This is a genomic window from Trinickia mobilis (genome assembly GCF_017315705.1).
Classification (GTDB): domain Bacteria; phylum Pseudomonadota; class Gammaproteobacteria; order Burkholderiales; family Burkholderiaceae; genus Trinickia_A; species Trinickia_A mobilis.
In genome coordinates this window covers 99,146-121,881 of sequence record NZ_JAFLRF010000001.1, presented here as the reverse complement: position 1 = coordinate 121,881, position 22,736 = coordinate 99,146, and the positions used below count along the sequence as shown (strand labels likewise).

Here is a 22,736-nt window from a genome sequence, read left to right as displayed (position 1 = left end):
AAGGGATCAAGATGAATCAGGCAATGTGGATCAGCAAGACCGGCTTGCAAGCGCAGGACGCGAAGCTGCAGGCGATCGCGAACAACCTCGCGAACGCCAATACGGTGGGCTTCAAGCGCGACCGGCTCGTGTTCGAAGATCAGTTCTATCAGATCGAGCAGCAGCCGGGCGGCCAGCAAAGCGAGAACGTCGCGTCGCCGTCGGGCATTCAGCTCGGCACCGGCACGCGCCTCGTCGACTCGCAGAAAGTATTTACGAACGGCGCCCTGCAAAACACGGGACAGCCGCTCGACGTCGCCATCGCCGGCAACGGCTTTCTCCAAGTGCAGACCGCGGACGGCGAAACGGCCTACACGCGCGCCGGCCAGTTGCAGGTGAACGCGGACGGCACGCTCGTCAACGCGCAGGGCCTGCCGATCCAGCCGGAAATCACGATTCCGCAAAACGCGACGGGCGTCACGATCGGCGCAGACGGCACCGTCACCGCGACCGTGCAGGGCTCGGCCACGCCGCAGGAGCTCGGCAAGCTGCAACTCGCGAACTTCGTGAACCCGACGGGCTTGCTCGCACTCGGCGACAACCTCTATCAAGAGACGGTGGCAAGCGGCGCGCCGAACGAGGGCGATCCGGGCACCAACGGCCTCGGCACGATCAAGCAAGGCCAGCTCGAGGGCTCGAACGTGCAGGTGGTCGAGGAAATGGTCGACATGATTTCTGCGCAACGCACTTATGAGATGAACACCAAGGTGCTGACGGCCGCCGACAACATGCTTCAGCAACTGGCGCAGGTGGCGAGATGAGCGTTCGGTCAACCGCGGCCGCCGTGCTGGCGGTGGCCGCTGCGCTCTCGGGTTGCACGGTGGTCATGCCCCAGCAGATGCATGCCGAAGGCTACGACATGCCGCCGGTCGCGGCGCAGCCGGCGGGGACGTCCGGCGGCTTGTTCGTCGATCAGGCGCCGTGGTCGCTGACCTCCGACAACCATGCGTTCCGTCCCGGCGACACGCTCACCGTGCTGCTCGAAGAAGACACGCAGGCGCGCAAGAAGGCGGGCACGTCGTTCGGCAAGAAAAGCAGCGTCGACGTGAAGCCGGGCGTGCTCGCGACGATGACGCTGCCGTTCGACACGTCGATGGGCGCGAGCCGAGGCTTCGACGGCTCGGGCACGAGCGAGCAGCAAAACGCGCTGCGCGGCGAGATTACCGTCGTCGTCCATCGAGTGCTGCCGAACGGACTGCTCGAGGTCAAGGGCGAAAAAATGCTGGCGCTCAATCAGGGCGAGGAAGCGGTGCGGCTCTCGGGCTACGTGCGCACCTCCGATATCGATACGAATAACCGTGTGTCTTCGCAACGCATCGCCAACTCGAATATTCAATATGTCGGCCGCGGCGCGCTCGCGGATTCCAACCAGGCAGGCTGGCTCACGCGTGCGTTGAACAGCGCGTTCATGCCTTTCTGAATAGAACAATCATGAAACCTCACCTCATCAACCGGATCGCTCGGCGCGCGGTACTGCGCCTCGTGCTCGCGCTCGCCGTCTGTCTCTTCGGGCCGCTCGCGGCGAGCGCCGATGCGGCGCCGCTCGGCTCGCTCGTCAACATCGAGGGCATGCGCGAGAACCAGCTCGTCGGCTACGGGCTCGTCGTCGGCCTGAACGGCACCGGCGACGGCCAGCAGATCAAGTACACGGGCCAGTCGATCGTCAACACGCTCAAGCAGTTCGGCGTCAAGATGCCGGAGAACGTGAACCTGCGCTCGAAGAACGTCGCGGCGGTGATGGTGAGCGCCACGTTTCCGCCGGGCTATGCGAGAGGGCAGAAGATCGACGTGACCGTGTCGTCGATGGGCGACGCGAAGAGCCTGCGCGGCGGCATGCTGATGCTCACGCCGCTCAAAGGCGTCGACGGCCGGGTCTATGCGCTCGCGCAAGGCAACGTCGTGATTCCCGGCATTCACGCGCAAGGCAACAGCGGCTCGAGCATCACGATCAACTCGACCTCCGCGGGCCGCATTCCGAACGGCGCGACGATCGAAAACGAAATCGGCACCGATTTCGCGGACAAGCCGACCGTGCGCCTGAGCCTCAAGCGCCCGAGCTTCCAGACCGCGACCAACATCGTGAACACGATCAACCGCTCGCTCGGCGCCGAAACGGCGACGGCGCAGGGCCAGACCTCGGTCGAGGTGGCCGCGCCCGCCGATCCGACGCAACGCGTGGCGTTCGTCGCGAAGCTCGACGCACTCGATGTCACGGCGGGCCAGGGCCTTCCGCGCGCCGTGATCAATTCCCGCACGGGCACGGTCGTGATCTCGGACGGCATGACGGTCAAGCCGGTCGCCGTTTCGCACGGCTCGCTCAAGGTGGTGATCTCGGAGAGCACCGAAGTCAGCCAGCCGAACGCGTTCGGCAAAGGGCGCACGGTGACGTCGCCGGCCACGTCCGTGAAGGTCGAGCAGGATCGCGCGCACATGTTCAAGTGGCCGGCCAACGTGAAGCTGCAAACCATCGTCGACACGGTCAACGCCATGGGCGCGACGCCGGACGACCTGATGGCGATCCTGCAGGCGATCGATGAAGCGGGCGCATTGAACGGCGAACTGGTCGTGATCTGACGGAGCGGACGATGACGATGCTGAAACCTCTCGAGAGCCGCGCGGCGTTCCCGCTCGCGCAAGCCGCGCCGGCTGGCCAGGACGCACCCGCGCCGCAGCCGGCCGACGACAAGCGTTTGCGCCACGCGAGCGAGCAATTCGAAGCGATGTTCATCAAGCAGATGCTGCGCGAGATGAACAACGCGACGCGCGCCATGAGCGCGCCGGACAGTCCGCTGCGCGACACCGCCGCCAACGACATGCTCGACTACGCGAGCACCTTCGTCGCCGATGCGCTGGCGTCGCAGCACGCGTTCGGCATCTCGGACTTCATCGTGCGGCAGTTGGCGCCGGGTCAGCTCGAGACGAAGGCTTAATGAATGCAGTGCGCGGGTCGCTTACCAGCGTTGAGCGATCGATGAATTCCGCAACGTCCGGGCGCTGACCGGAGCCGTTGCACACTACTTTCGGAACGACGATGAACATGATCTCAATCGGGCTGTCCGGCACGCTTGCCGCGCAGCTTGCCCTCAACGCGTCGAGCAACAACCTTGCGAACCTGATGACGCCGGGCTATTCGCGCCAGGGCGTGCTGATCGCCTCGCTGGCCGCCGGCGGGGTCTATACGCCGGCGCTCATCCGCTTCAACGACGCCTACAAGACCCAGCAGCTCTGGGCCTCGAACTCGCAAGCGGGCCACTACAACGCCAGCCAGACCTATCTCGACCAGCTCGAGGCGGCGTTCGGCGGCGGCGATGCGTCGGGCGACCTGAGCCTCGGCATGGGGGCGCTCTTCAGCGCGCTGCAAGCCGCGAGCGGCGATCCGACCGCGAGCGCGAACCGCAACGGCGTGCTTTACGCGGCCAACGGCATGTGCCAGGCGTTCAACAACATGTCGAGGGTGTTCTCCGATCAGGTGAGCACGCTGGAGCAGCAGCGCCAGTCGACCGTCGATCAGGTCAACGGGCTGTCGAAATCGATCGCAGACCTGAACAAGCAGATCGCGGCGGCGCAGGCGAGCGGCAGCGACACGTCCGCGCTGCAGGACCAGCGCGACCACGCGATCGATCGGCTGAGCGAATACGCCGACGTGCGCGTCGTGATGCAGGACAACGGCACGGCCGACGTCTCGCTCGCGGGCGGCCAGCCGCTCGTCGCGGGCAGCAAGTCCGCGACGATGAGCGTCGAGCGCGACGGCAACGGCCTGCAGCAGATCTCGGTGCAATTCGGCAATCAGACTTTCGGCGTGCCCGCCGACAAGCTGGGCGGCGCGCTCGCCGGCCTGCACGACTACGAGACGCAAACGCTGCGCCCGCAAATGCAGGCCTTGAACGAGCTCAAGCAGCAATTCGCGCAGACCTTCAACGACCAGCTTGCCGCCGGCTACGACATGAACGGCCGGCCCGGCAAGCCGCTCTTCGTCTACGACCCGGCATCGGGCAACTTGAACATCGATTCGTCCGTGACCGCCGACGACCTCGCGTTCTCCAGCGACCCGAACGGGCCGGCCAATACGGACAATCTCCTGAAACTGATCGACGTGGAGAGCCGGGAGGTGACGCTCGACGGCCTCGGCACCGTCAAATTCGGCTCCGCCACTGCGGCGATGTCCGGCGCGATCGGCGCCGCGAGCCAGAAGAACCAGCAATCGGCCCATACCGCGGGCGCGGTGCGCGCGCAGGCCGTGGCGGCATGGCAGTCGGTGAGCGGCGTCAACCAGGACGAAGAGGCGGTGAGCCTCGTTCAATACCAGCAGATGTATCAGGCCAACATGAAAGTCATCTCGGTCGCGAACCAGTTGTTCCAGACCGTCATGGACGCGGTCTGATCACAAGGGAGAAAACCAGCATGCGTGTTTCCACCGCCCAATACGCCGCATTGATGAACGCGACCCTGCAGAACTCGAACAAGCACATGACGGACCTGATGCAGCAGATCGCCACGGGCCAGCGCATCTTGCGTCCGTCGGACGATCCGATCAACTCGGTGCGCCTGTCGCTGATCGCGCAGCAAAGCGGTCAGCTCGCGCAGTACCAGACGAACATCGATCAACTGGGGGTCCGTCTGCAAAAGAGCGAAGCCTATCTCAGCGGCATCACGCAGGACATGACGTCGGCGCGCGACCTGATGGTGTGGGCCTCCGACGGCAGCGCCGCCCCGAGCGACCTGAACGCGATGGCGCAGTCGATCAAGAGCTTGCGCGACAGCATCATGATCACGGCCAATTCGCGCGACAGCGACGGCAACTACCTTTTCTCGGGCACGGCCACGGACCGGCCGGCCCTCTCCTACGACCCGAACGCGCCGGCCGGCCAGCGCTATACGTTCACGGGCAACACCGAAGCGCAGATGGCGGCCGTGGGCAACGGCACGACGGCCGCGGGCAACGTGAGCCTCGACGACATGGCCGAGTTGCTGAACCGCCTCGACGCGGCGGCCGAGACGGCGAGCGACCCTGACGTCGACCCGAACGATCCCGCCGTGCGGCAAGCGTTCGCCGACTGTCTCGATCAGATCGATGCGGCAATCGGCACGGTCAGCGCCAAGACCGCGCAGATGGGCGCGTCGCGCAACATGCTCGCGCAGTTGCAAATCAATCAGCAGGCGGTCGGCCTCGCCAACGATCAGGCGACGCTGCAGCTGGGGCAAGTCGACTACGGTTCGGCGATGACCGAGCTGAACGGGTACATGACCGCCGTGCAGGCGACCCAAAAGGTCTACGGCAGGGTCATGCAGATGTCGCTGTTCGACGTGCTGTAACGCGAGGCAGCCATGACGAGCGTTCGGCTATCGACGATTGGCGCGGCGCACGCGGCGAATGCGCCGGCGGCCGCGGCCGCGACGGGTCTGGATGCGGCCGGCAAGGCGCGCAACGCAGGCCCGGCGCGGGGACCCAGTCTCACCGGCTATCGGCGCGGCGACGCGGTCGCGGCGCACCTGCGGCTCAATCGGCAGGTCACGGGCGCCCAGCAGACGCTGGCGTTCCTGAGCCGTGCGGCCTCTCAGCTCGCGCAAGTCAAGGGCGCGGTCGTCGCGCGGATCAGCGGCAAAACGCAGGACGACCACGCCGTCGGCGAGCGGATCGCGCAATTCGCGGCTTGCTGGAAGACGCGCAGTGCCGCGACAGGCGGGCGGTTGAGCGCCCAGCTCGAGTACGGCGAGGCCGCATCCGCGCGCCAGGCGTTTCGCATTTGCGGGCTCGACGCGTACTCGACGCAATCGCACAAGCCGGAAACGCTGGTCTTTCATACCGCCGCAAGCTCGGCGCCGATGCTCGTGCGCTTCGATGCCGATATGTACGGGGACGAGCAAGCGGCCCGCCTCAACTACGCGCTCGCTCGCGGCGGGATTTCCGCGGCGTCCGACGGCGCGGGCCGCATCACGTTCTCGATCCCGGAAGCGGCTTGGCCGGAGCTTCAGGCCAGCCTGACGATCGCGGGCGGCGGAATTCGCTTTCCGAGCGGCCGCCCGAACCGGATTCAGGCCGAGGCCGTGCCGGGGTCGATTGCGCCGCAAAACTGGAAGACGGATAGCGACGCCGGGCTGCGTGAGTCGTTGCGCGGCGTCGCCGATGCGCTCAAGCAGATCGCGCGGGTGCAAACCGCCCTGCAGACGAAACTGGACCGGGCGCAGCAGACCATCGGGCGCGCGGCAGGGGCTGCCGAACAGCGCCGGGCCGATGGCTGCAGCGCGCAATTCAAGGCGCAGTTGAGCTCGGCGGATGGTTTCGAAAGTTTCGCGGCGGCCGCCCAGGCAGCCGCGCATATCGACGCCGGCCGCGTGCGTTCGCTGCTGAAGCTGCCGATCCCGATGAGGGCGGCCAACGAGCCGGGGCAGGCGGCAGCGCGGCCCGCCGCGGCCGGCGTCAGACGGAGCGGCTCATGAACTCAGTATTCGACAGACACGGCGAAGCGTGGCAGCACGCGCACGGAAATCTAACGGGGAGCCGGACTCAACTGGAGCCGCGCGCGCATCAGGTGCCGATTCCGCAGCGCGACCTGAGCGATCGCGAATGGGAGATCGCGCGATCGATGATGCCGGAGTCGGGCCCCTATCGCGGCTGCGGCCGCCCGCTTGCGGACACGCGCGCCGTGCTCAACGGCGTGCTGTGGATCATGCGCAGCGGAGAGGGGTGGTCGAAGCTGCCCGCGCGCTATCCGCCTTATCAAACGTGTCATCGGCGCTATCAGCGCTGGCGGAACGATGGCTCGCTGCGCCAGCTCGCGGAGCGTTTGTATGGCGAGTACGGGGTGGCACTCTATCTGAGCCTGTCGAAGCGGTCGAGGCAGCGCGCGAGCGGCGCGCGTGCGCCGGAGTAGCGCACGCCTCGCTCAAGCGCAGGGATACGCCGTCACCTCTCCATCCACCGCGACGCTGACCTTGTCGCCCACTTGCGGGCTCAAATAGCCGGGCACGCGCGCCCGTATCGACAAGCCGGGCGCCGCGTCGAGCATGAGGCCGATGCTGGCGTCCTGGCCGAAGAAAGCGACCTCGCGCACCGTCGCCGCATGCAACGACGCATCGCCGTCCCCCTGCGAGGCTGCGCCGACGCCGGCGGGCAGGATGCGGATCTGTTCGGGACGCACCATCACATGGACGGGGCCGGCATTGGCCGGGGCCGCGAGCTTGAGCGTCCCAAGCTGGCAATCGACGGCATCGTGCGCCGCCACCCCCGGCAACAACACCGCTTCCCCGACGAACGAGGCCAGCTCGCGCGACACCGGCCGCCGGTAGAGCGCTTTGGGCGTCGCGGTCTGGATCAGCTTGCCGTGCCAGAGCACCGCCACTTCATGGCCCAGCGATAGCGCTTCCGACTGATCGTGCGTGACGAGCACCGCGGTCGCGCCCGCCGCTGCGAGCGCATCGGCGACCGCTTGCCGCGTTTCGATGCGCAGCGCCGCGTCGAGCGACGAAAACGGCTCGTCGAGCATCACGAGCGTCGGCGACGGCGCGAGCGCCCGCGCCAGCGCGACGCGCTGCTGCTGGCCGCCCGAGAGCTGCTGCGGTGCGCGCTCCGCGTACGACGCGGGCAATCCCACGAGTTCGAGCAGTTCCGCGACGCGATGGCGCGTGCGGCGCAACCTGCGCGGCAGGCCGAACACGATGTTGTCGGCCACCGACAGATGCGGGAAGAGCGCGCCTTCCTGGGGCACGTAGCCGATGCGGCGCTGCTCCGAAGGCATGTGCAGGCCGGGACCCGCCACGCGCCGGCCGTCGATCTCGACCGTCCCGGCGTCGGCTTCCTCGAACCCGCACAGCACGCGCAGCAGCGTGGTCTTGCCGCTGCCCGACGGACCGAGCAGCGCGAGCAGCGTGCCGCTCTTGACCGTCAGGTCGATGCCGTGCAGCACCGCGGTGCCCTTGAACGACTTCTTCAAGCCGCTGATGTTCAGATTGCTCATCGATGTGACTCATTCGTAAATCGTTCGCCCGTGCCGCCGTGCCGGCCGGCGCACCGTCAGCGCTCGAGCACCGCCGATTTGCCGAGCAGCGCGAACAGCACGCCCGACGCAAAGAGCGAGATGCCGACGAGCAGCGCCGCGTAGGGCGCCGCCGCGGCGAAGGCGAGCGTGGAGGTGTCGGTCCACACTTGCGTCGCGAGCGTATGCGTGCCGATCGGCGAGAGCAGGAGCGTCGCGTTCAATTCGGTGACGACGGAGATGAACACCATCGCCGCGGCCGAGCCGAGGCCCGGCCCGGCGAGCGGCAGCAGCACGCGCCACGCCGTTTGCAAGGCGTTGAGACCGAGCGCGCGCGAGGTCTCTTCGAGACGCGGCTGCGACTGCATCAACGCGGCGCGCACGCTCACGAGCGCGAGCGGCAGGCACAGGATCGCGTAGGCGACGACGAGCAGCGCCGCGCTCTGATAGAGCGGCAACAGGAAGCGCACGGCGAGCGAGACGATCGCGAGCGCGATCACGAGCCCCGGCATGCCCTGCGCGATGAAGACGGTGCGCTCGAAGAGCGTCGCGATCCTGCCGGGATAGCGCACGAGCAGGAACGCGAGCGGCAGCGCGAGCAGCGTGGTCACGAGCGCGGCGGCGGCGCCGAAGCCGAGCGAGGCCGTGGCCGCGTTCCAGAGCAGCTCCGGCGAGACGTCGGCCGGCGTGACGGCGGCGGCGCCCGGCTGCGTGAGCCAGTAGGCGATCATGCCGAGCGGCACGCCGAGCGTCGCGACGACGACCGCCGCGAAGCCCGCGACGACGAGCCAGCGCCCCGTGCCGAGCGGATAGCGCAGCGCCGCGCGGCGCGCGCCGCGATCGACGCGCTCGTAGCGCGCCTTGCCGCGCACGCGGACTTCGAGCACGAGGCACACGAGGCACATCGTCATCAGGAGCGAAGCGAAGATCGATGCGCCGCCGCCGTCGAAGCTCGTGCGGTACTCGGCGTAGATCTCGGTCGTAAACGTGCGGAAGCGCAACAGCGAGAACGCGCCGAACTCGGACAGCACGCCGAGCGCGACGAGCAGCATCCCGCCCAGCAGCGCCGGGCGCAATTGCGGCAGCACGACGCGCACGAACGTCGACCAGCGTCCGCAGCCGAGCGAACGCGCGCTTTCTTCGAGCGCGGGGTCCATGCCGCGCAACGCGGCGGCCACCGGCAAGTAGACGAGCGGGAAATACGTCGACGTGATGACGAGCAGGGCGCCCGTGAAGTCCTGCAAATCGAGCGACAACGACACCCACGCATAGCTCGTGATGAACGCGGGCATCGCGAGCGGCGCGGCCATCAACAGCGCCCACGCGCGCCGGCCCGGCAGATGCGTGCGTTCGATGAACCACGCGGCGGCGGTGCCGAGCACGGCGGCAGCGAGCGTCGCCGTCACCGTGATCAAGAGCGTGTTGAGCAGCAATTCGCCGACGAGCGGGCGGAACACCAGCTCGGCGGCATCGGAAAGACCGAAGCTCGCGGCGCGGTAAACCGTGAACGCGAGCGGCATCAGGACGAGCAGCGCACCGATGGCGGCGGCCGCAAAAAGGCCGTGCGGCGCGCGCCGGGTGGCGCGCGCCGCGGTTTCGGACGATGGCGTGACCGCCACGGCAGCGTTGCTCATGATGGCTCGCGCGAGCGACAGTGAGCGTGGGGGGCGTTCATTTACAAAAGTCCCGCTTGACGAAGCAGCTTGCCGGCCTGGCTGTCGTCGCCGAGCTGTTCGAGCGTGAGCGGCGGCGGCGCCAGTTCGTTGAACGGCTTCAGGATCGGATCGGGCGCCACGCCTGCGCGCAGCGGATATTCGAAGCTGATGTGGCTGCCCGCGATCAGCTTCTGCGCGCGCTCGCTCACGAGATAGGCGAGGAACTTCTGCGCGGCATCGGTGTTGTGCGAGGCCTTGAGCACCGCCGCGCCCGACACGTTGATCAACCCGCCGACGTCGCCGTTGCCGAAGTGATAGACGGCGCTCTTGGTGGACTTGTCGCCGAGTTCGGCATGCAGGCGCGCCCAGTAGTAGCTGTTGATCACGCCCGTCGCGACCGCGCCGCGATTGACGGCGGCGACCACGCCTTCGTCGTCGTCGAAGATCTGCGCGTTCGCCTTCAGGCCCTTCAGCCAGGCGAGCGTCGCGGCTTCGCCTTTGGCGGCGAGCACGGCGGAGACGAGCGGCAGGAAGTCCGCGTCGGAGGGCGCGATGCCGACCTTGCCCTTCCACTCGGGCTTCGCGAGATCCATCAGCGAGGCCGGCAGTTGCGCCGGCTGGATCTTCGCCGTGCTGTACGCGAGCACGTTCTCGCGCGCGAGCACGCCGACCCAGTCGCCTTGCGGCGCGTTATAGCGCGCGGGCGTGGTGGCGAGCGTCGAGGCGTCGACCTTTCCGAGCAAGCCCTTCTCGCCGAGCAGCACGAGCTCGGGCGAGTTTTCGGTGAAGTAGACGTCGGCGGGCGTGGCGTTGCCTTCGGCGACGAGCTGCGCGGCGAGCGCCGGGCCTTCGCCGTTGCGCACCTTCACCGGGATGCCGGTCTGCTTTTCAAAATCCTTCGTCAGCATGTCGACGACTTGCTCGTGCTGCGCGCTGTAGAGCGTGAGCGAGGCGGCGTGCGCGGCCGTCGGCAGCGCGCCGAGCGCCGCCATTGCAAGGGTCGCTGCGCCGCCGATCGCGGCGAGCCGGGTGCCGAACTTCAAACCTGCCATGATCCAGATTCCTCTTCGAATACGGGTGTGTCTGTTGATGTGTGCCGGCGGGCCGCCGCGATGCGCGGGCGGCGCGCCGTTCCGATGTTCCGGGCTCGACGCAAGACTCAAGCGCCGAACAGCTCCGCGCCGATGAACGAACCTTCCTTCGCGCCCGGCGGGATCGCGAAGATCGCGCTGCCGACGTGCGTCGTGAACTGGTTCATCATGTCGAGCTTCGCGAGCTTCTCGTTGATCGGAATGAAGCCGGTGCGCGGATCGCGCTGGTGCGCGATGAAAATCAGCCCGGCATCGTACTCCGTTTCCTGGCGCCAAGGCGGCCAGCGCTCGATGTAAAAGTTCGTGCTGTCGTTGTACGAATACGAGCGGCGCAGAATCCGCTGGCCGCCGTTCGTCGCGGCCGTCGAGAGGCGCACGTGCGAATTGTCGGGAATCAGCGCGTTGCCGTCCTTGTCCTGCGCATCGAGATCGAGCGCGTCGAACTCGTTTTTCTTGCCGATCGGCGCGCCGCTGGTCTTGTGGCGGCCGAACACCGATTCCTGGAAGCCCACTTCCATCTGGTCCCAGTGCTCGATCGTGATGCGGATGCGCCGGAACACCGCGTAGGTGCCGTTTTGCATCCACGCCGGACCCTCGTCGCCGGCCCAGATGAACTGGTTCATCAGCGCGGGGTCCTGCGTCGGCGGATTGTTCGTGCCGTCCTTGAAGCCCATCAGGTTGCGCGGCGTCTGCCCCTTCGGGCCCGACAGGAAGCCGGCCTGGCCCCACTGCATCTGCACGATGCCGTAGCCCATGCGCGCGAGCTGGCGCACCGCGTGGAAGGCGACTTGCGCGTCGTTCGCGCAGGCCTGCACGAAGAGGTCGCCGCCCGATTTCTCCGGCAGCAATTGATCGCCGTTAAAGCGCGGCAAATCGACGAGCGCGGCGGGGCGCTTGCCGGCGAGGCCGTAGCGGTCCTTGCCGTCCTTCGTGAAGAGGCCCGGGCCGAAGCCGAACGTGATCGTCAGGCCGGCCGCGCCGAGACCGAGCACGTCGCCCGAATCGGGCGCGGACTTGTCGGCGGACGCCGGCAGCGGCTGGGCCGTCTGCCCGCGCGTCAGGCGCGCCGCGGCATCGGTCCATTCGCGCAGCAGGTCGAGCACGTCTTCGCGCTTGGCCGTCGTGAGGTCGAACGCCGCCACGTACGTATGCGCTTGCTGCGGCGTGACGATCCCCCCTTGGTGAGCGCCGTAGAACGGCTCCGCCGCGGATTGCGGATCGTCCGCGTGCGGCTTGCCGTGCGCGGGTTCATGCGGGGTCTGTGCCGCTTTTGCGGCGCTCGTGCCGAGCGCGGCTCCCAGCGTCGCGCCGGCCGCTACCGCGGCCCCGCTCGCTTTCAGGAAGCCGCGCCGGGTTGGGCGCTTGAGCGGCTTCGTATCGTCGGTCATGTTATTTCGCCAGTACCAGTGTGTTCACGTCATCTTCGACGTAGTAGAAACCGTCGCCTTCGGGCGTCATGACGATGCCGAACAAGTCGCCGTTGCCCGGGGGCGATTGCGCCTTGTCGGTGTCGATCCAGCGCGCGTAGAGCTGCTTGCCGGAGGCCGGGTCGATCTCGACGACCTGGCCGTTCAGCGCGTTCGTCACGAGCAGGTGGCCGTTGGGCGCCGTATCCATCGCGAGCGGGCGGTGCAAGAGGCCGTCGGCGGTGACCTGGCGGCCGACGCCTGCGCTGAAGTCGCGCGTGAGCGGGTCTTCGATCTCGTTGATGCGGTTGCCGATCGCGTCCGATACGTACAGCAGCTTGCGGTCGGCGGACAATGCGAGGCCGGTCGGTCCGATCAGGAACACGCCCTTGTCGGCCTGCGCGCCGAAGCCGCTCGCGATCACCGTCTGCTGCTTGACGGCCGGCGGCTTGCCGGCCGGGATGTCGAGCTCGAGGCGCAGCACGGTGGACTGCTTGAACACAGGCGGGTCGCCGTCGGGACCGGCCGCGTTCGGGCTGCCGACGCCGAAGCCGGCCATCGACACGAACAGCGTCGCCGTGTCGCCGTTGTCGACCACGGCCATGTTGCCCCACGGGTCGTTGATGTTCTCGCCGGTGATCGTCGAGACGAGCTTGCCCTGGTTGTCCAGCACGATCAGGCAGCCGGCGCCTTTGGTCGTCGTGGTGCCGTCGTTGCTCGGCGTGCTGCCGACGATCACCCAGCCCGACTTGAGCACCGTCATCGCCGTCGACAGGCCGATCCCGCCCGGGCATTCCTTGAGCTCGCGCGGAAGCGTCGCGAACGTGGTCATCTGCTTCGTGTCGGCGTGATAGTCGACGATCGTGCTGCCCGTGCCTTGCAGGTTCGCCGAATTGTTGAAGTTGTCGACCAGCACGTCGCCCTTCTTGAACGCGCCTGAGGATACGGGCGCGACGGCGATCGCGTACGGGTTCTGGTCGCCGTTGTCGGGCACCGTGTTGACGAGGGTCGTGTGCTTGTGGACGGTTTCGAGGAAGCCTTGCGGCTCCGCGTAGGCCGCTTGTGCGGCCGCTAGCGCCGCGGCTGCCGCAGCCGCGGCCAGCGCGATGCGTGCGCCGGATTTCGTAAGCGAGAGTGGTTTCATGTGGGTGCCGCCGTCAGTCGTCGATTGCGAAAAGGTGCCGTCATGCCGGTGCTCAGAACGTGATGTTGGTCCGCATGCCGATCACGAACGTGTTGCGCAGTCCCTGCGCCGGATCGCTCGGGTTCTGGCCCGCGCCCGCGTTGAACGTGTACTGCGCGTCGGCCTGCAGTTGCCACCACGGCGTGACCTGGTACTGGTAGGTCGCTTCGAGCGCGGTTTCGCCGGTGCGCGGCACGAAGCCCTGCGCCGCGTCGAAGCCGCTCAAATGATTGCCGATCTTGATGTAGGCGAGACCCAGGCCGACGCTGTCGTTGTCGCGCCCCTTGAACGGCGCCTTCATGACGACGCCGAGGTTCGCGCTCAAGCTGACCTCGTTGCGATCGCCCGGCGCGCCCATCACGCGTGCGAACACGCCGATGCTGCGCGGCCCGTCCGGGTCGGGGCGCCACACCATCTGGTCGGCCACCGCGTAGAAGCTGTAGTCGCCTTGGTGCGAAGCAGGAACGCCCGTCGACAGCGGATTCGCGAGCGAAAGGCCCGTGTTGTCGATGCCTTGATCGGCAAAGGTCTCGTTGTTGTACCAGACGCCGAGCTTGTAGGTGCCCGGCAGGCCGCCGCTTGCGCTCTTCGTGCCGTCGCCCGTTTCCATCGCACCTTCAGACGGCTGGTTGATCGCGTACTGCACTTCGCCGATGTAGAGCGCGCCGTTGTGCAGATTGAAGTTCGTGCCGCTCGAATTGAGCTTTTGCGGGTCGCCGTTGCCGGGCGCCGGGTTGCCGTCGAACACGCCGGCGAGCGCCGTGATCGAAGGCGTGATTTGCGCGCGCACGCGCACGCCGAGCGCTGAAAGCGGATACGCGGGGCCGCCGGCCGGCATGTCGTACGAGGGCACGCCCGGCCAGCCGAACATCGTGTTGACGAACGTGCCGGCATACGAGCTGACCATGAACTCCTGGTCGAGACTTTGCTGGCCGACCTTGATGTCGACGCGGTGGTCGAGGAACGCCTGCTGGTACCACAGCTCCCACAGACGCGTGGTGTCGTCCGCTTCGATGCCGCTCGCGGTGTCGAGCGTGCCGAGATAGCGCGTGGAGAGATTGGTGCCGTGAATCTGAAACGCGCTGACGTTGAACGTGCCGCCGGGCAGGCCGAACGCCTTTTGCGTGTCGAGGGCCAGCGACATCGTCGTGAGGCCGTCGTAGGCGCCGCCCGTGCCGAGGCCGCCGCGCGTGTTGTACAGGTATTCGCTCGTTTCCTGCAGGCCGAAGCTGATGCCGTACTTGTTGAGCCACGGACGCAGGCCGCCGATGTCGCCGAGCAGATTCTGGCGGGTCCAGACGCCGGTCCATTGATGGGTCGGCTGCGCTTGAATCTTGAGGTCGGCTTCGGGCGCGTCAGGCGTGGCGTCCGAACTCTGGGCATGTACCGCGGCGGTGCTTGCAATCGAGGCGCAAGCGAAAGCAGTATGAATTGCAAGGCGGCGAAGGGCAGGCATACGCGCGCCACCCGGCGCATCCCCGTGCGAACCCGCTTGGGCGTCGCGTGCAATGGACGAAGCGAGCTTCATCAAAGTCCTTTGTTGTTTGAGCTGGCAGGTAGCCACAGTTGTCGCTTGAAGACGTGGCGCTTGGCTGCAAATCGCTCTTCTTACGCTGCCGCATACTTACGCCGCTGGATATCGATCAGGCAGCAGAGCGAATGGCGAGATCGTACTCATGCTGGATAGCATCGTCAATACAAATGCGAATGATTCGCATCCATATTACTAACATGTAACGGGGAAATTTACGGAGTGCTGCTAATTGTTTAGTTCTGACAAATACAATTGAAATTTATATGTAATGACAATGAAATTATCGGATTGGCGAATCGCGCTCGGCGTACGCATTGAGCGCTGTCCGAAAATTGCCGAACTGAGGTAGCCTGAACCGGCTTCGGCGCGGCTCAACCTTACATCAGGGGACTTTCGATGACGCACGGGCACCAACGGCTTGACCTCGACCGCTATTTCGAACGCATCGGCTACACCGGGCCGCGTACGCCGACGCTCGATGTGCTGAGAGCGCTTCAATGGCTGCATCCGCAGCGCATCCCGTTCGAAAATCTCGATCCGCTGACCGGGCGCCGCGTGTTCGTCGATCTGCCGTCGGTCGTGGCGAAGCTGGTCGAGCGCCGTCGCGGCGGGTATTGCTTCGAGCAGAACACGTTGTTCGCGCACGTGCTGATGGAGCTTGGTTTTCACGTGACGCCGCATATCGCGCGCGTGCTTTGGGGCAGAGCGCCGGACGCGATCACCGCGCTCTCGCACATGCTGCTGCGTATCGACCTCGGTGACGAAACATGGCTTGCCGATGTCGGGTTCGGCAGCGTCACGCTGACGGCGCCGCTGCGTTTCGTGCCGGACGTGGTGCAACAAACGCGTCTCGAGTCGTTCCGTTTGAGCGCGACGGACACGGGCGCCTTCGACCTCGAACTGCAGGCGGCCGACTGGCCCAAGGTTTATCGCTTCATGCCGCAGAAAGCAGAGTGGATCGACTACGAAGTGGCGAACTGGTACACGACGGCGCACCCCGAGTCGCGCTTCACGAACAACCTCGTCGTGAGCCGCGTGCTGCCGCCCGGCCGCGTCACGCTCTTCAACGACACGCTGACCGAGCGCGCCAAAGACGGCAGCAGCACCGTGCACAAGATCGGCAGCGCACGCGAACTCGAACGCGAGCTGACGGAGCGCTTCGATATCGACGTCGCCGGCATCGATGTCGCCGGCGTGTTCGAACGCGTTGCCGTGCGCGTGGAGGGATCGCCGTGATCCCACGTCTCATCGTCAGCACGCTGGGTTGGGTGTTAGGCATGGGCGCGTTGCTGTTCGGCGCGGCCGGTACGACGCGATGGCCGGCCGGCTGGGCATTTCTCGTCGAAATGACGCTGCTTAGCCTTGCCTCGGGCATCTGGCTTGCGCGGCGCGATCCGGCGCTGCTTGCCGAGCGCATGTCGATTTTCGTGCAGCGCGGGCAGAAGCGCTGGGATCAGATCTTCATGATGTGCGCCGCCGTGGCGTGGATCGTGTGGCTCGCGCTGATGGGGCTCGACGCGAGACGCTTTCACTGGTCGGACGTGCCGCTGTGGCTGCAAGGCATCGGCGGCGCGATGATGGCTGCGAGCATCTACCTCGTCTGCCTCGTGTTTCGCGAGAACAGTTTCGCGGCGCCGGTCGTCAAGATTCAAAGCGAGCGCGGACACAAGGTGATCGACACGGGGCCGTATGCGTACGTCCGGCATCCGATGTATTCGAGCGCGATTCTTTATCTCGTCGGCATGGCGCTGCTGCTCGGCTCGTGGTGGGGGCTCGCGTTCGTGCCGATTATCGTCGCGGGGCTCGGTTATCGCGCCGTGCGCGAAGAGGGCGTGCTTGCTGAAGAGTTGACGGGGTATGACGCGTATATGGCGCGCGTGCGGTATCGGCTCGTGCCGTATGTTTGGTGACAGCGGGCGGTATTGGTTCTTACGTCGCTGCGGTTCTCTTCACACGCTTGAACCGTGCGACAAGAAATCACCGGCAGATACATCGCGAAAGTCTCGTGAGGGCGAATAGGAACGGTCGTGCCATCGCCGGAATGCTTAGGCAGATGCATGTGGGGGCCGTGGTTTTTTATTCAACTGATCGCAGATTGCCGGCTTGAGAATAAGGGAGTTAAATATTGATGCCAAAAGGGAGCTTGAAAGCGTTGAAAGCATTGAAATCAACCCCATCATTCCAATAAAAATTAAATGGTTATTACTCGGGACGAGACCTAACGTGATGAATAGGGAAACAAAAAAAATAAAGGGTGTAAAGAGTGAAACAATAAAGGCATATCCAGAATACTTTCTGATTCGCGGAATGGAAAATTGCCTGGCGATTTCCACCATGGACTCGATTTCGGTTCGGGAAAGACCCTTGAGCTCGGGAATGATCCATGTGAGCACAAACTTGAATTGGATTGTCATGGCTGTAGAAATTCAGAGTCGGGTGTTGCGATACGCCGTCACTGACGGACCAATTCCAGGACATGCTGACGGCAGAGTTCAGTGACGAGTTGGCGTAACTTGTGCGCGTCCAATTCCGGAAGCTGGGCCGTCAAGTCAGCGAGAGTGATCGCAGGGGACACTGCGATGCAGTGAATGATCCGCTGACTTTGCTCACTCTCACTAATACTCAGTTCCCTCATGGAATGGGTTCCTCCTGGTTTTTTGGATAAAACGTCGCCCTTGAAATTTAAGATTCCTAACTACTTGGTTTCAATTATATTGCGAAAAGATTCTTATTTGCAATATGTTTGTCATATTGGAAGTCGGCGGTCGAAGTTCGTTGCGTTGACGAACCTGATCGGTAATGGCGTCGCGACGATCGCGGTCGTGCGCTGGGAGCGCGCGACCGACATGCAGCTTGCGCGTGCAGTGCTGGAGCAAAGTGCGGAACCGTCCGGCGATCCTGCGAACGGCGATGGGCAGCAAGCCGCCGAACCGGGGGCGATGCGTTCGCATTCGCGCTGATCCCGAGCGAGGAGATTGGGCGGCAGTCGTGTTGTTTCCGCGCTATTATTTGGCGCCGACGATGTGGCATCATGCATCAAATAGTGGCATTATGTTGCACCGTAACGCGGCGCCGATTTCGCGTGCCGGCATTCCGTCATCCGTGCTTCGTCCCTATTCGAGACCTCCATGAGCTCCGGCATTCCCTCGCATTCGCGCGTTGTCATCATCGGCGGCGGCATCATCGGCTGTTCCGTCGCCTACCACCTCGCGAAGGCCGGCTGGACCGGCGTGACGCTGCTCGAACAAGGCCAGCTCTCGTGCGGCACGACCTGGCATGCCGCCGGACTCGTCGGCCAATTGCGCTCGCAGGAGAGCATGACGAAGCTGATCCGCTATTCGACCAAGCTCTACGCCGAACTCGAAGCGGACACCGGGCTCGCGACCGGCTGGAAGCCGTGCGGCTCGCTGTCGGTTGCGCGCACGAGCGAGCGCATGACGCAACTGAAGCGCACGGCCGCGGTGGCGCGCGCGTATGGCGTCGAGTGCGACGTGATCGGCGCGAGCCAGGCGGGCGAGCTGTGGCCGGTGATGCGCACCGACGATCTGCTCGGCGCCGTCTGGCTGCCCGGCGACGGCAAGGCGAACCCGACCGACCTCACGCAGGCGCTCGCACGCGGCGCACGGATGCGCGGCGCGCGCATCGTCGAGAACGTGCGCGTGACGGGCGTTCAAACCGAGCGCACGGGCGCGGGACGCAAGGCAACGGGTGTCGAGTGGCGCACCAAGGCCGGCGAGGCGGGCACGATCGGCGCCGATATCGTCGTCAATTGCGGCGGCCAGTGGGCGAAGGCGATCGGCCGCCTGTGCGGCGTGACGGTGCCGCTGCATTCGGCCGAGCACTACTACATCGTCACCGAGAAGATTCCCGGCGTGCATCCCGACTTGCCGGTCATGCGCGATCCGGACGGCTATATCTACTTCAAGGAGGAAGTGGGCGGCCTCGTGATGGGCGGCTTCGAGCCCGACGCGAAGCCGTGGGGCATGAACGGCATTCCCGAGCACTTCGAATTCCAATTGCTGCCCGACGATTGGGACCAGTTCGAGATCCTGATGCAGAACGCGCTGATCCGCGTGCCCGCGCTCGAAACGGCCCAAGTGCGGCAGTTCTACAACGGGCCGGAGTCGTTCACGCCCGATAACAATTTCATCGTCGGCGAGGCGCCGGAACTCAAGAACTTCTATGTCGGCGCGGGCTTCAATTCGATGGGGATCGCGTCCGCGGGCGGCGCCGGGATGGCGCTCGCCGAGTGGATCATGGCGGGCGAGGCGACGATGGATTTGTGGCCGGTCGACATCCGCCGCTTCGCGCACTTCAACGGCAACGACGCCTGGCTCCACGACCGCGTGAAGGAGACGCTGGGGCTTCACTACGCGATGCCCTGGCCGAATCGCGAACTCGATACCGCGCGGCCGTTCCGGCGTTCGCCGCTGTACGCGCACCTGCGCGACGCGGGCGCGTGCTTCGGGAGCAAGATGGGCTGGGAACGCGCGAACTGCTTCGCGCCGAAGGGCGAGACGCCCGCGATTCAATACGGCTTCGGCCAGCAGAACTGGCATGCATGGAGCGCGGCCGAGCATCGCGCCTGCCGCGAGCGCGTGGCGCTCTTCGACCTGACGTCGTTTTCGAAATTCCTGCTCAAGGGGCGCGATGCCGAAGACGTGCTGCAAGGGCTCGTCGCGAACGACGTGGCGGTCGAGCCGGGCAAGACCGTTTATACCGGCATGCTCAACGAACGCGGCGGCTACGAATCGGACTTCACGCTCACGCGCCTCGCCTACGATCAATACCTGCTCGTCACGGGCTCCGCGCAAACCGTGCGCGATCTCGACTTCATCGAAAAGCATCTGCCCGAGGGCAAGCACTGCACGGTCGTCGACGTGACCGGCCAATACGCGGTGCTCGCCGTGATGGGGCCGAATTCGCGCGCGCTGCTGCAGCAGGTTTCGAAGAGCGGCTTCTCGAACGAGGCGTTTGCTTTCGGCACGAGCCGCGAGGTCGACATCGGCTACGCGACGGTGCGCGCGACGCGCCTCACTTACGTCGGCGAACTGGGCTGGGAGCTGTATGTGCCGGTGGAATTCGCGGTCGGCGTCTACGAGACGCTGATGGACGCGGGCGCCGCGTTCGGCCTCGTCAACGCGGGGTATTACGCGCTCGAATCGCTGCGTATCGAGAAAGCCTACCGCGCGTGGGGACGCGAGCTGTCGCCCGATCGCGATCCGTTCGAAGCGGGTCTTGCGTTCGCTTGCAAACTCGACAAGGACATTCCGTTTCGCGGGCGCGAGGCATTGCTGGAACGCAAAAACAAGCCGCTTGCGCGGCGGCTCGTCGCGCTGACCGTCGACGGACACGGCGACAAGATGCTGTGGGGCGGCGAGGCGATTCTGCGGGATGGCGCGGCGGTGGGCTCGGTCAGTTCAGCGGCGTTCGGGCATACGCTGGGGTGTCCGGTGGCACTCGGCTATATCGACGCGGGCGGGGTGCCGGTGGATGCCGATTACTTGCTAAGCGGGCGGTATCAGATCGATCTGGCAGGGGAGAGGCTCGACGTGACGTTGCATTTGAAGGCGCCGTATGATGCGGCTGCGGAGCGCGTGCGATCGTAGCGTGCCTAAAGCACGCGGAGCCTGTGCTGGCATTTCCGTGAAATGGCTTGAGTTCAAGGCGCAAAAAAAAGAATGGGCGCAGTGCTTGCCGCCCATCAAAGCCAGCGCGCTTGAAGCGCGAACTGGCGGGGGTCTTCGAGTTCAAAAAAAGCGGGCCGATACGGGGCCCGCGAACACGCGCCGCGCTGCGAATCAGCGCGGTGCCACAAGTTCAGTGAGTGCTAGCCGCCAGTACCGGACAAGGTGGGCAATAGCACCCGGTAGATTTGAATGAACGCCGGCCCGGCGGGCGGCACGCTTGCCCCGTCAGAACACGAAGGGAATCAACCGATATCGGACGACATCCCGATACGCGCGATAGCGCTCGTCTTCCGACAGGAGCCGCTCCTCGTGCCTGATGCGCCCGATCTGCAGCGACAGTTGGGCGGCATGCACGAGCATGTTGTAGAGGCTGAAGTTCACCAGAAGAAAGCCGAGATCGGTGACGAAATAGCCGAGGTACATCGGATGTCGCACGAAGCAATACGCGCCGCGCGACACGACTCCACGATTGGCGGGCAGGATGCCGAACGAGCGCCGCAACGATGCCTTCGCGTACAACTGCCACAAGATGCCGAGCACTTGCAATGTCGCACCGACCGCCTCGGGCACGACTTTCACCCCGGGCGCGAGATTGTACGCGATGCAGCCATAGGACCCGCCAAGCGAGCAGATGAGCGCGACCGGCCGCCAGTCGCGGCGTTTCGGCGTGCGCGCGATGAGCGACAACCCCGTCGTCAGGCAGGCGCCCACCACCAAGAGAAGCAAGGTCACCCGGTGCGGCGCCGCTACCCATCCCATGATCGCCGTGTAGGCGAACACGCCGAGCACCGTTGCCGTAAGCGCGCGCAACGCCGCTTCTGTGAACCTCGGCGGCAAGTCGTGCGCTGTGTCGTGCGCCCTGTTGGGTGCCGGCGTGCGCGGCACGCTTGAACTTTGCGAGTTTTCCGTGGAGACAAGTCGGCTGAACATGAAGACCCCCGTAGAGTCGCGCGCCGCGGTTCCGGTGCGCTTGTATTGATTTGTGTTTCCAATCTCAGTTGCCGGCGCGAGCCTTGCAACGAAAAAAAATGGGCGCTGTAGTGGCCGCCCATCAAAGCCCGCGCGCGAATGGCGCACGGGTAGGGGCTCCGCACACGCTAAGGAGCGCATCGAAACAGCACTCGCGAACGCAATGTTGCCGTCGAAAAGTCCGGCCGGCGCGGCGTTATCCTCCGGAGCCGGTCATCGTCGGCAAGAGAACCCGATAGACTTGAATGAACGCCGGTCCGAGCAATACCGTGAGCAAGGCGGGAAAGATGCAAAACGCGAGCGGGAGCAGCATTTTCACGGGGATCTTCGCTGCCTGCTCTTCGGCGCGGCTCCGGCGCCGTGTGCGCAGCGTATCGGACAGCACGCGCAGCGATTCGCCGATGCTCGTGCCAAAGCGTTCAGCCTGAATCAGCATGGTGCAGAACGAATCGATATCTTCGACGCCCGTGCGCAGCGAGAGGTTGCGCAATGCTTTTTCCTTCGTAAATCCGGAGCGCAGCTCGAGCAGCATCAATTCGAGCTCGCCCGCGACTACCGCGCTGCGCAGCTTGATCTCCTCGGCCACCTTCATGAGGCCGGCGTCCAGACTCAGACCGGCCTCGACGCAGACGGTCAGCAGGTCCAGCGCGTCGGGAAAGTCTTCGAAGATCGTGCGCTGGCGCGATTGCACGCAGCGCTTGAGCACATAGTTAGGCAAGTAGTAGCCGAAGCTCCCCAAACTGATCAGGATGGAGGACAGCATTAACGGATCCGCGGCGAGCGACGTGCCGGCGAGCCAGATCAGCGTCACGAGAGGCAAGCTCAGCGCGAGCACCGTTTTCGCCGCGAAATAGATGGCTGCGGCGCCGGGCGCTCGCCAACCCGCATTCATCAGGCGCAGGCGCAACGCCGACTTCTCCCAGTTTTCTTTGGGAAGCGACAGTTTCGCAATGGGCTGCGAAATGCCCGCGATCTTTTCGAGCCATACCGTCCCCGTCGACATGGATTCGGACTGCGGCGCAACCCTCCCACCGCCCGCCTGCTCGATACGCCGTCGCATGTCGCGCGGCAAGAGGACAAGCATGACGCCGAGCACCCCCGCGAACACAACGGCGAACAGACCGACGAGCAACAGCATATTTATCGTATTGGATGATTGCATGACATCTCCTTGCTATCTTGATCGGCACCGCATC

The 22,736-nt window shown here is 65.3% G+C and carries 21 protein-coding genes; 13 read left to right on the top strand and 8 right to left on the bottom strand.

Annotation, left to right across the window (positions count from 1 at the left end; genetic code table 11):
- The first annotated feature begins 11 nt into the window (after positions 1–11).
- From flgG to J3489_RS00540, 8 genes are all read left to right on the top strand, one after another.
- Positions 12–800: a flagellar basal-body rod protein FlgG gene (gene flgG / locus J3489_RS00575; protein WP_206995159.1), complete on the top strand. Its 789-nt coding sequence runs from the start codon at positions 12–14 to the stop codon at positions 798–800.
- Positions 797–1,459, top strand: a complete 663-nt coding sequence (gene flgH / locus J3489_RS00570; protein WP_206995157.1) for a flagellar basal body L-ring protein FlgH — start codon at positions 797–799, stop codon at positions 1,457–1,459. The genes flgG and flgH overlap by 4 nt, the downstream gene beginning before the upstream one ends.
- A gap of 11 nt (positions 1,460–1,470) precedes the next feature.
- Entirely contained in the window at positions 1,471–2,613 is a 1,143-nt protein-coding gene (locus J3489_RS00565; RefSeq protein WP_206995155.1) for a flagellar basal body P-ring protein FlgI, read from the top strand.
- Positions 2,614–2,624: 11 nt separating this feature from the next.
- Positions 2,625–2,969, top strand: coding sequence for a peptidoglycan hydrolase (locus tag J3489_RS00560; RefSeq protein WP_206995153.1), 345 nt, complete (start codon positions 2,625–2,627; stop codon positions 2,967–2,969).
- Between the two features lie 101 nt (positions 2,970–3,070).
- The gene (flgK, locus tag J3489_RS00555; protein WP_206995151.1) at positions 3,071–4,420 is read left to right on the top strand and encodes a flagellar hook-associated protein FlgK; all 1,350 of its coding nucleotides are present in this window, start codon (positions 3,071–3,073) and stop codon (positions 4,418–4,420) included.
- Positions 4,421–4,440: 20 nt separating this feature from the next.
- Positions 4,441–5,352 carry a flagellar hook-associated protein FlgL gene (gene flgL / locus J3489_RS00550; RefSeq protein ID WP_206995149.1) on the top strand — a complete coding sequence of 304 codons (912 nt, stop codon included), beginning with the start codon at positions 4,441–4,443 and terminating at the stop codon, positions 5,350–5,352.
- A 12-nt stretch (positions 5,353–5,364) separates the two neighbouring features.
- On the top strand, positions 5,365–6,477 hold the full coding sequence (locus J3489_RS00545) for a hypothetical protein (RefSeq protein WP_206995148.1): 1,113 nt from the start codon (positions 5,365–5,367) through the stop codon (positions 6,475–6,477).
- The gene (locus tag J3489_RS00540; RefSeq protein ID WP_206995146.1) at positions 6,474–6,911 is read left to right on the top strand and encodes a transposase; all 438 of its coding nucleotides are present in this window, start codon (positions 6,474–6,476) and stop codon (positions 6,909–6,911) included. Before J3489_RS00545 ends, J3489_RS00540 begins: the two co-directional genes overlap by 4 nt.
- A 12-nt stretch (positions 6,912–6,923) precedes the next feature.
- On the opposite strand, the gene J3489_RS00535 is transcribed toward J3489_RS00540, so the two are convergent.
- From J3489_RS00535 to J3489_RS00510, 6 genes are all read right to left on the bottom strand, one after another.
- Positions 6,924–7,994 (bottom strand): ABC transporter ATP-binding protein, encoded by a 1,071-nt coding sequence (locus tag J3489_RS00535; RefSeq protein ID WP_206995144.1) that lies wholly within the window; start codon positions 7,992–7,994, stop codon positions 6,924–6,926.
- 56 nt (positions 7,995–8,050) lie between these two features.
- Entirely contained in the window at positions 8,051–9,646 is a 1,596-nt protein-coding gene (locus tag J3489_RS00530; RefSeq protein ID WP_206995142.1) for an ABC transporter permease, read from the bottom strand.
- 41 nt (positions 9,647–9,687) lie between these two features.
- Positions 9,688–10,719, bottom strand: a complete 1,032-nt coding sequence (locus J3489_RS00525) for an iron ABC transporter substrate-binding protein (protein WP_206995140.1) — start codon at positions 10,717–10,719, stop codon at positions 9,688–9,690.
- A 107-nt stretch (positions 10,720–10,826) separates the two neighbouring features.
- Positions 10,827–12,146: an iron uptake transporter deferrochelatase/peroxidase subunit gene (efeB, locus tag J3489_RS00520; RefSeq protein WP_206995139.1), complete on the bottom strand. Its 1,320-nt coding sequence runs from the start codon at positions 12,144–12,146 to the stop codon at positions 10,827–10,829.
- Position 12,147: 1 nt separating this feature from the next.
- A complete protein-coding gene (locus J3489_RS00515) occupies positions 12,148–13,308 on the bottom strand; it encodes an NHL repeat-containing protein (RefSeq protein WP_206995137.1) in 1,161 nt (386 codons plus the stop codon).
- A 52-nt stretch (positions 13,309–13,360) separates the two neighbouring features.
- The gene (locus tag J3489_RS00510; RefSeq protein WP_206995135.1) at positions 13,361–14,875 is read right to left on the bottom strand and encodes a carbohydrate porin; all 1,515 of its coding nucleotides are present in this window, start codon (positions 14,873–14,875) and stop codon (positions 13,361–13,363) included.
- A 402-nt stretch (positions 14,876–15,277) separates the two neighbouring features.
- On the opposite strand from J3489_RS00510, the gene J3489_RS00505 reads away from it, so the two are divergent.
- The 5 genes from J3489_RS00505 to J3489_RS00485 all read left to right on the top strand — a co-directional run bounded on the left by J3489_RS00505 (position 15,278) and on the right by J3489_RS00485 (position 20,490).
- Entirely contained in the window at positions 15,278–16,117 is an 840-nt protein-coding gene (locus tag J3489_RS00505; RefSeq protein WP_206995133.1) for an arylamine N-acetyltransferase family protein, read from the top strand.
- Positions 16,114–16,791 (top strand): methyltransferase family protein, encoded by a 678-nt coding sequence (locus J3489_RS00500; RefSeq protein WP_206995124.1) that lies wholly within the window; start codon positions 16,114–16,116, stop codon positions 16,789–16,791. The genes J3489_RS00505 and J3489_RS00500 overlap by 4 nt, the downstream gene beginning before the upstream one ends.
- A 193-nt stretch (positions 16,792–16,984) precedes the next feature.
- Positions 16,985–17,380 carry a hypothetical protein gene (locus J3489_RS37260; RefSeq protein ID WP_242539672.1) on the top strand — a complete coding sequence of 132 codons (396 nt, stop codon included), beginning with the start codon at positions 16,985–16,987 and terminating at the stop codon, positions 17,378–17,380.
- A gap of 134 nt (positions 17,381–17,514) precedes the next feature.
- Complete coding sequence (locus J3489_RS00490) at positions 17,515–17,841, top strand: hypothetical protein (RefSeq protein ID WP_206995120.1); 327 nt, start codon at positions 17,515–17,517, stop codon at positions 17,839–17,841.
- Between the two features lie 168 nt (positions 17,842–18,009).
- Complete coding sequence (locus J3489_RS00485; protein WP_206995118.1) at positions 18,010–20,490, top strand: GcvT family protein; 2,481 nt, start codon at positions 18,010–18,012, stop codon at positions 20,488–20,490.
- 306 nt (positions 20,491–20,796) lie between these two features.
- Here the strand turns inward: J3489_RS00485 and J3489_RS00480 are convergent, their stop codons facing one another.
- Positions 20,797–21,501: a methyltransferase family protein gene (locus J3489_RS00480; protein WP_206995116.1), complete on the bottom strand. Its 705-nt coding sequence runs from the start codon at positions 21,499–21,501 to the stop codon at positions 20,797–20,799.
- 235 nt (positions 21,502–21,736) lie between these two features.
- Entirely contained in the window at positions 21,737–22,702 is a 966-nt protein-coding gene (locus tag J3489_RS00475; protein WP_206995114.1) for a type II secretion system F family protein, read from the bottom strand.
- Between the last annotated feature and the right edge of the window lie 34 nt (positions 22,703–22,736).

Bases quoted from the DNA above. Each gene is read 5' to 3' on its own strand.
- J3489_RS00530 (WP_206995142.1), bottom strand. From the start codon at position 9,646: ATGAGCAACGCTGCCGTGGCGGTCACGCCATCGTCCGAAACCGCGGCG.
- flgL (WP_206995149.1), top strand. From the start codon at position 4,441: ATGCGTGTTTCCACCGCCCAATACGCCGCATTGATGAACGCGACCCTG.
- J3489_RS00490 (WP_206995120.1), top strand. From the start codon at position 17,515: ATGGAATGGGTTCCTCCTGGTTTTTTGGATAAAACGTCGCCCTTGAAA.
- J3489_RS00480 (WP_206995116.1), bottom strand. From the start codon at position 21,501: ATGTTCAGCCGACTTGTCTCCACGGAAAACTCGCAAAGTTCAAGCGTG.
- flgG (WP_206995159.1), top strand. From the start codon at position 12: ATGAATCAGGCAATGTGGATCAGCAAGACCGGCTTGCAAGCGCAGGAC.
- J3489_RS00510 (WP_206995135.1), bottom strand. From the start codon at position 14,875: ATGAAGCTCGCTTCGTCCATTGCACGCGACGCCCAAGCGGGTTCGCAC.
- J3489_RS00540 (WP_206995146.1), top strand. From the start codon at position 6,474: ATGAACTCAGTATTCGACAGACACGGCGAAGCGTGGCAGCACGCGCAC.
- flgK (WP_206995151.1), top strand. From the start codon at position 3,071: ATGAACATGATCTCAATCGGGCTGTCCGGCACGCTTGCCGCGCAGCTT.
- J3489_RS00565 (WP_206995155.1), top strand. From the start codon at position 1,471: ATGAAACCTCACCTCATCAACCGGATCGCTCGGCGCGCGGTACTGCGC.
- J3489_RS00545 (WP_206995148.1), top strand. From the start codon at position 5,365: ATGACGAGCGTTCGGCTATCGACGATTGGCGCGGCGCACGCGGCGAAT.
- J3489_RS00560 (WP_206995153.1), top strand. From the start codon at position 2,625: ATGACGATGCTGAAACCTCTCGAGAGCCGCGCGGCGTTCCCGCTCGCG.
- J3489_RS00485 (WP_206995118.1), top strand. From the start codon at position 18,010: ATGAGCTCCGGCATTCCCTCGCATTCGCGCGTTGTCATCATCGGCGGC.
- J3489_RS00515 (WP_206995137.1), bottom strand. From the start codon at position 13,308: ATGAAACCACTCTCGCTTACGAAATCCGGCGCACGCATCGCGCTGGCC.
- flgH (WP_206995157.1), top strand. From the start codon at position 797: ATGAGCGTTCGGTCAACCGCGGCCGCCGTGCTGGCGGTGGCCGCTGCG.
- J3489_RS00525 (WP_206995140.1), bottom strand. From the start codon at position 10,719: ATGGCAGGTTTGAAGTTCGGCACCCGGCTCGCCGCGATCGGCGGCGCA.
- J3489_RS00535 (WP_206995144.1), bottom strand. From the start codon at position 7,994: ATGAGCAATCTGAACATCAGCGGCTTGAAGAAGTCGTTCAAGGGCACC.
- J3489_RS00475 (WP_206995114.1), bottom strand. From the start codon at position 22,702: ATGCAATCATCCAATACGATAAATATGCTGTTGCTCGTCGGTCTGTTC.
- J3489_RS00505 (WP_206995133.1), top strand. From the start codon at position 15,278: ATGACGCACGGGCACCAACGGCTTGACCTCGACCGCTATTTCGAACGC.
- efeB (WP_206995139.1), bottom strand. From the start codon at position 12,146: ATGACCGACGATACGAAGCCGCTCAAGCGCCCAACCCGGCGCGGCTTC.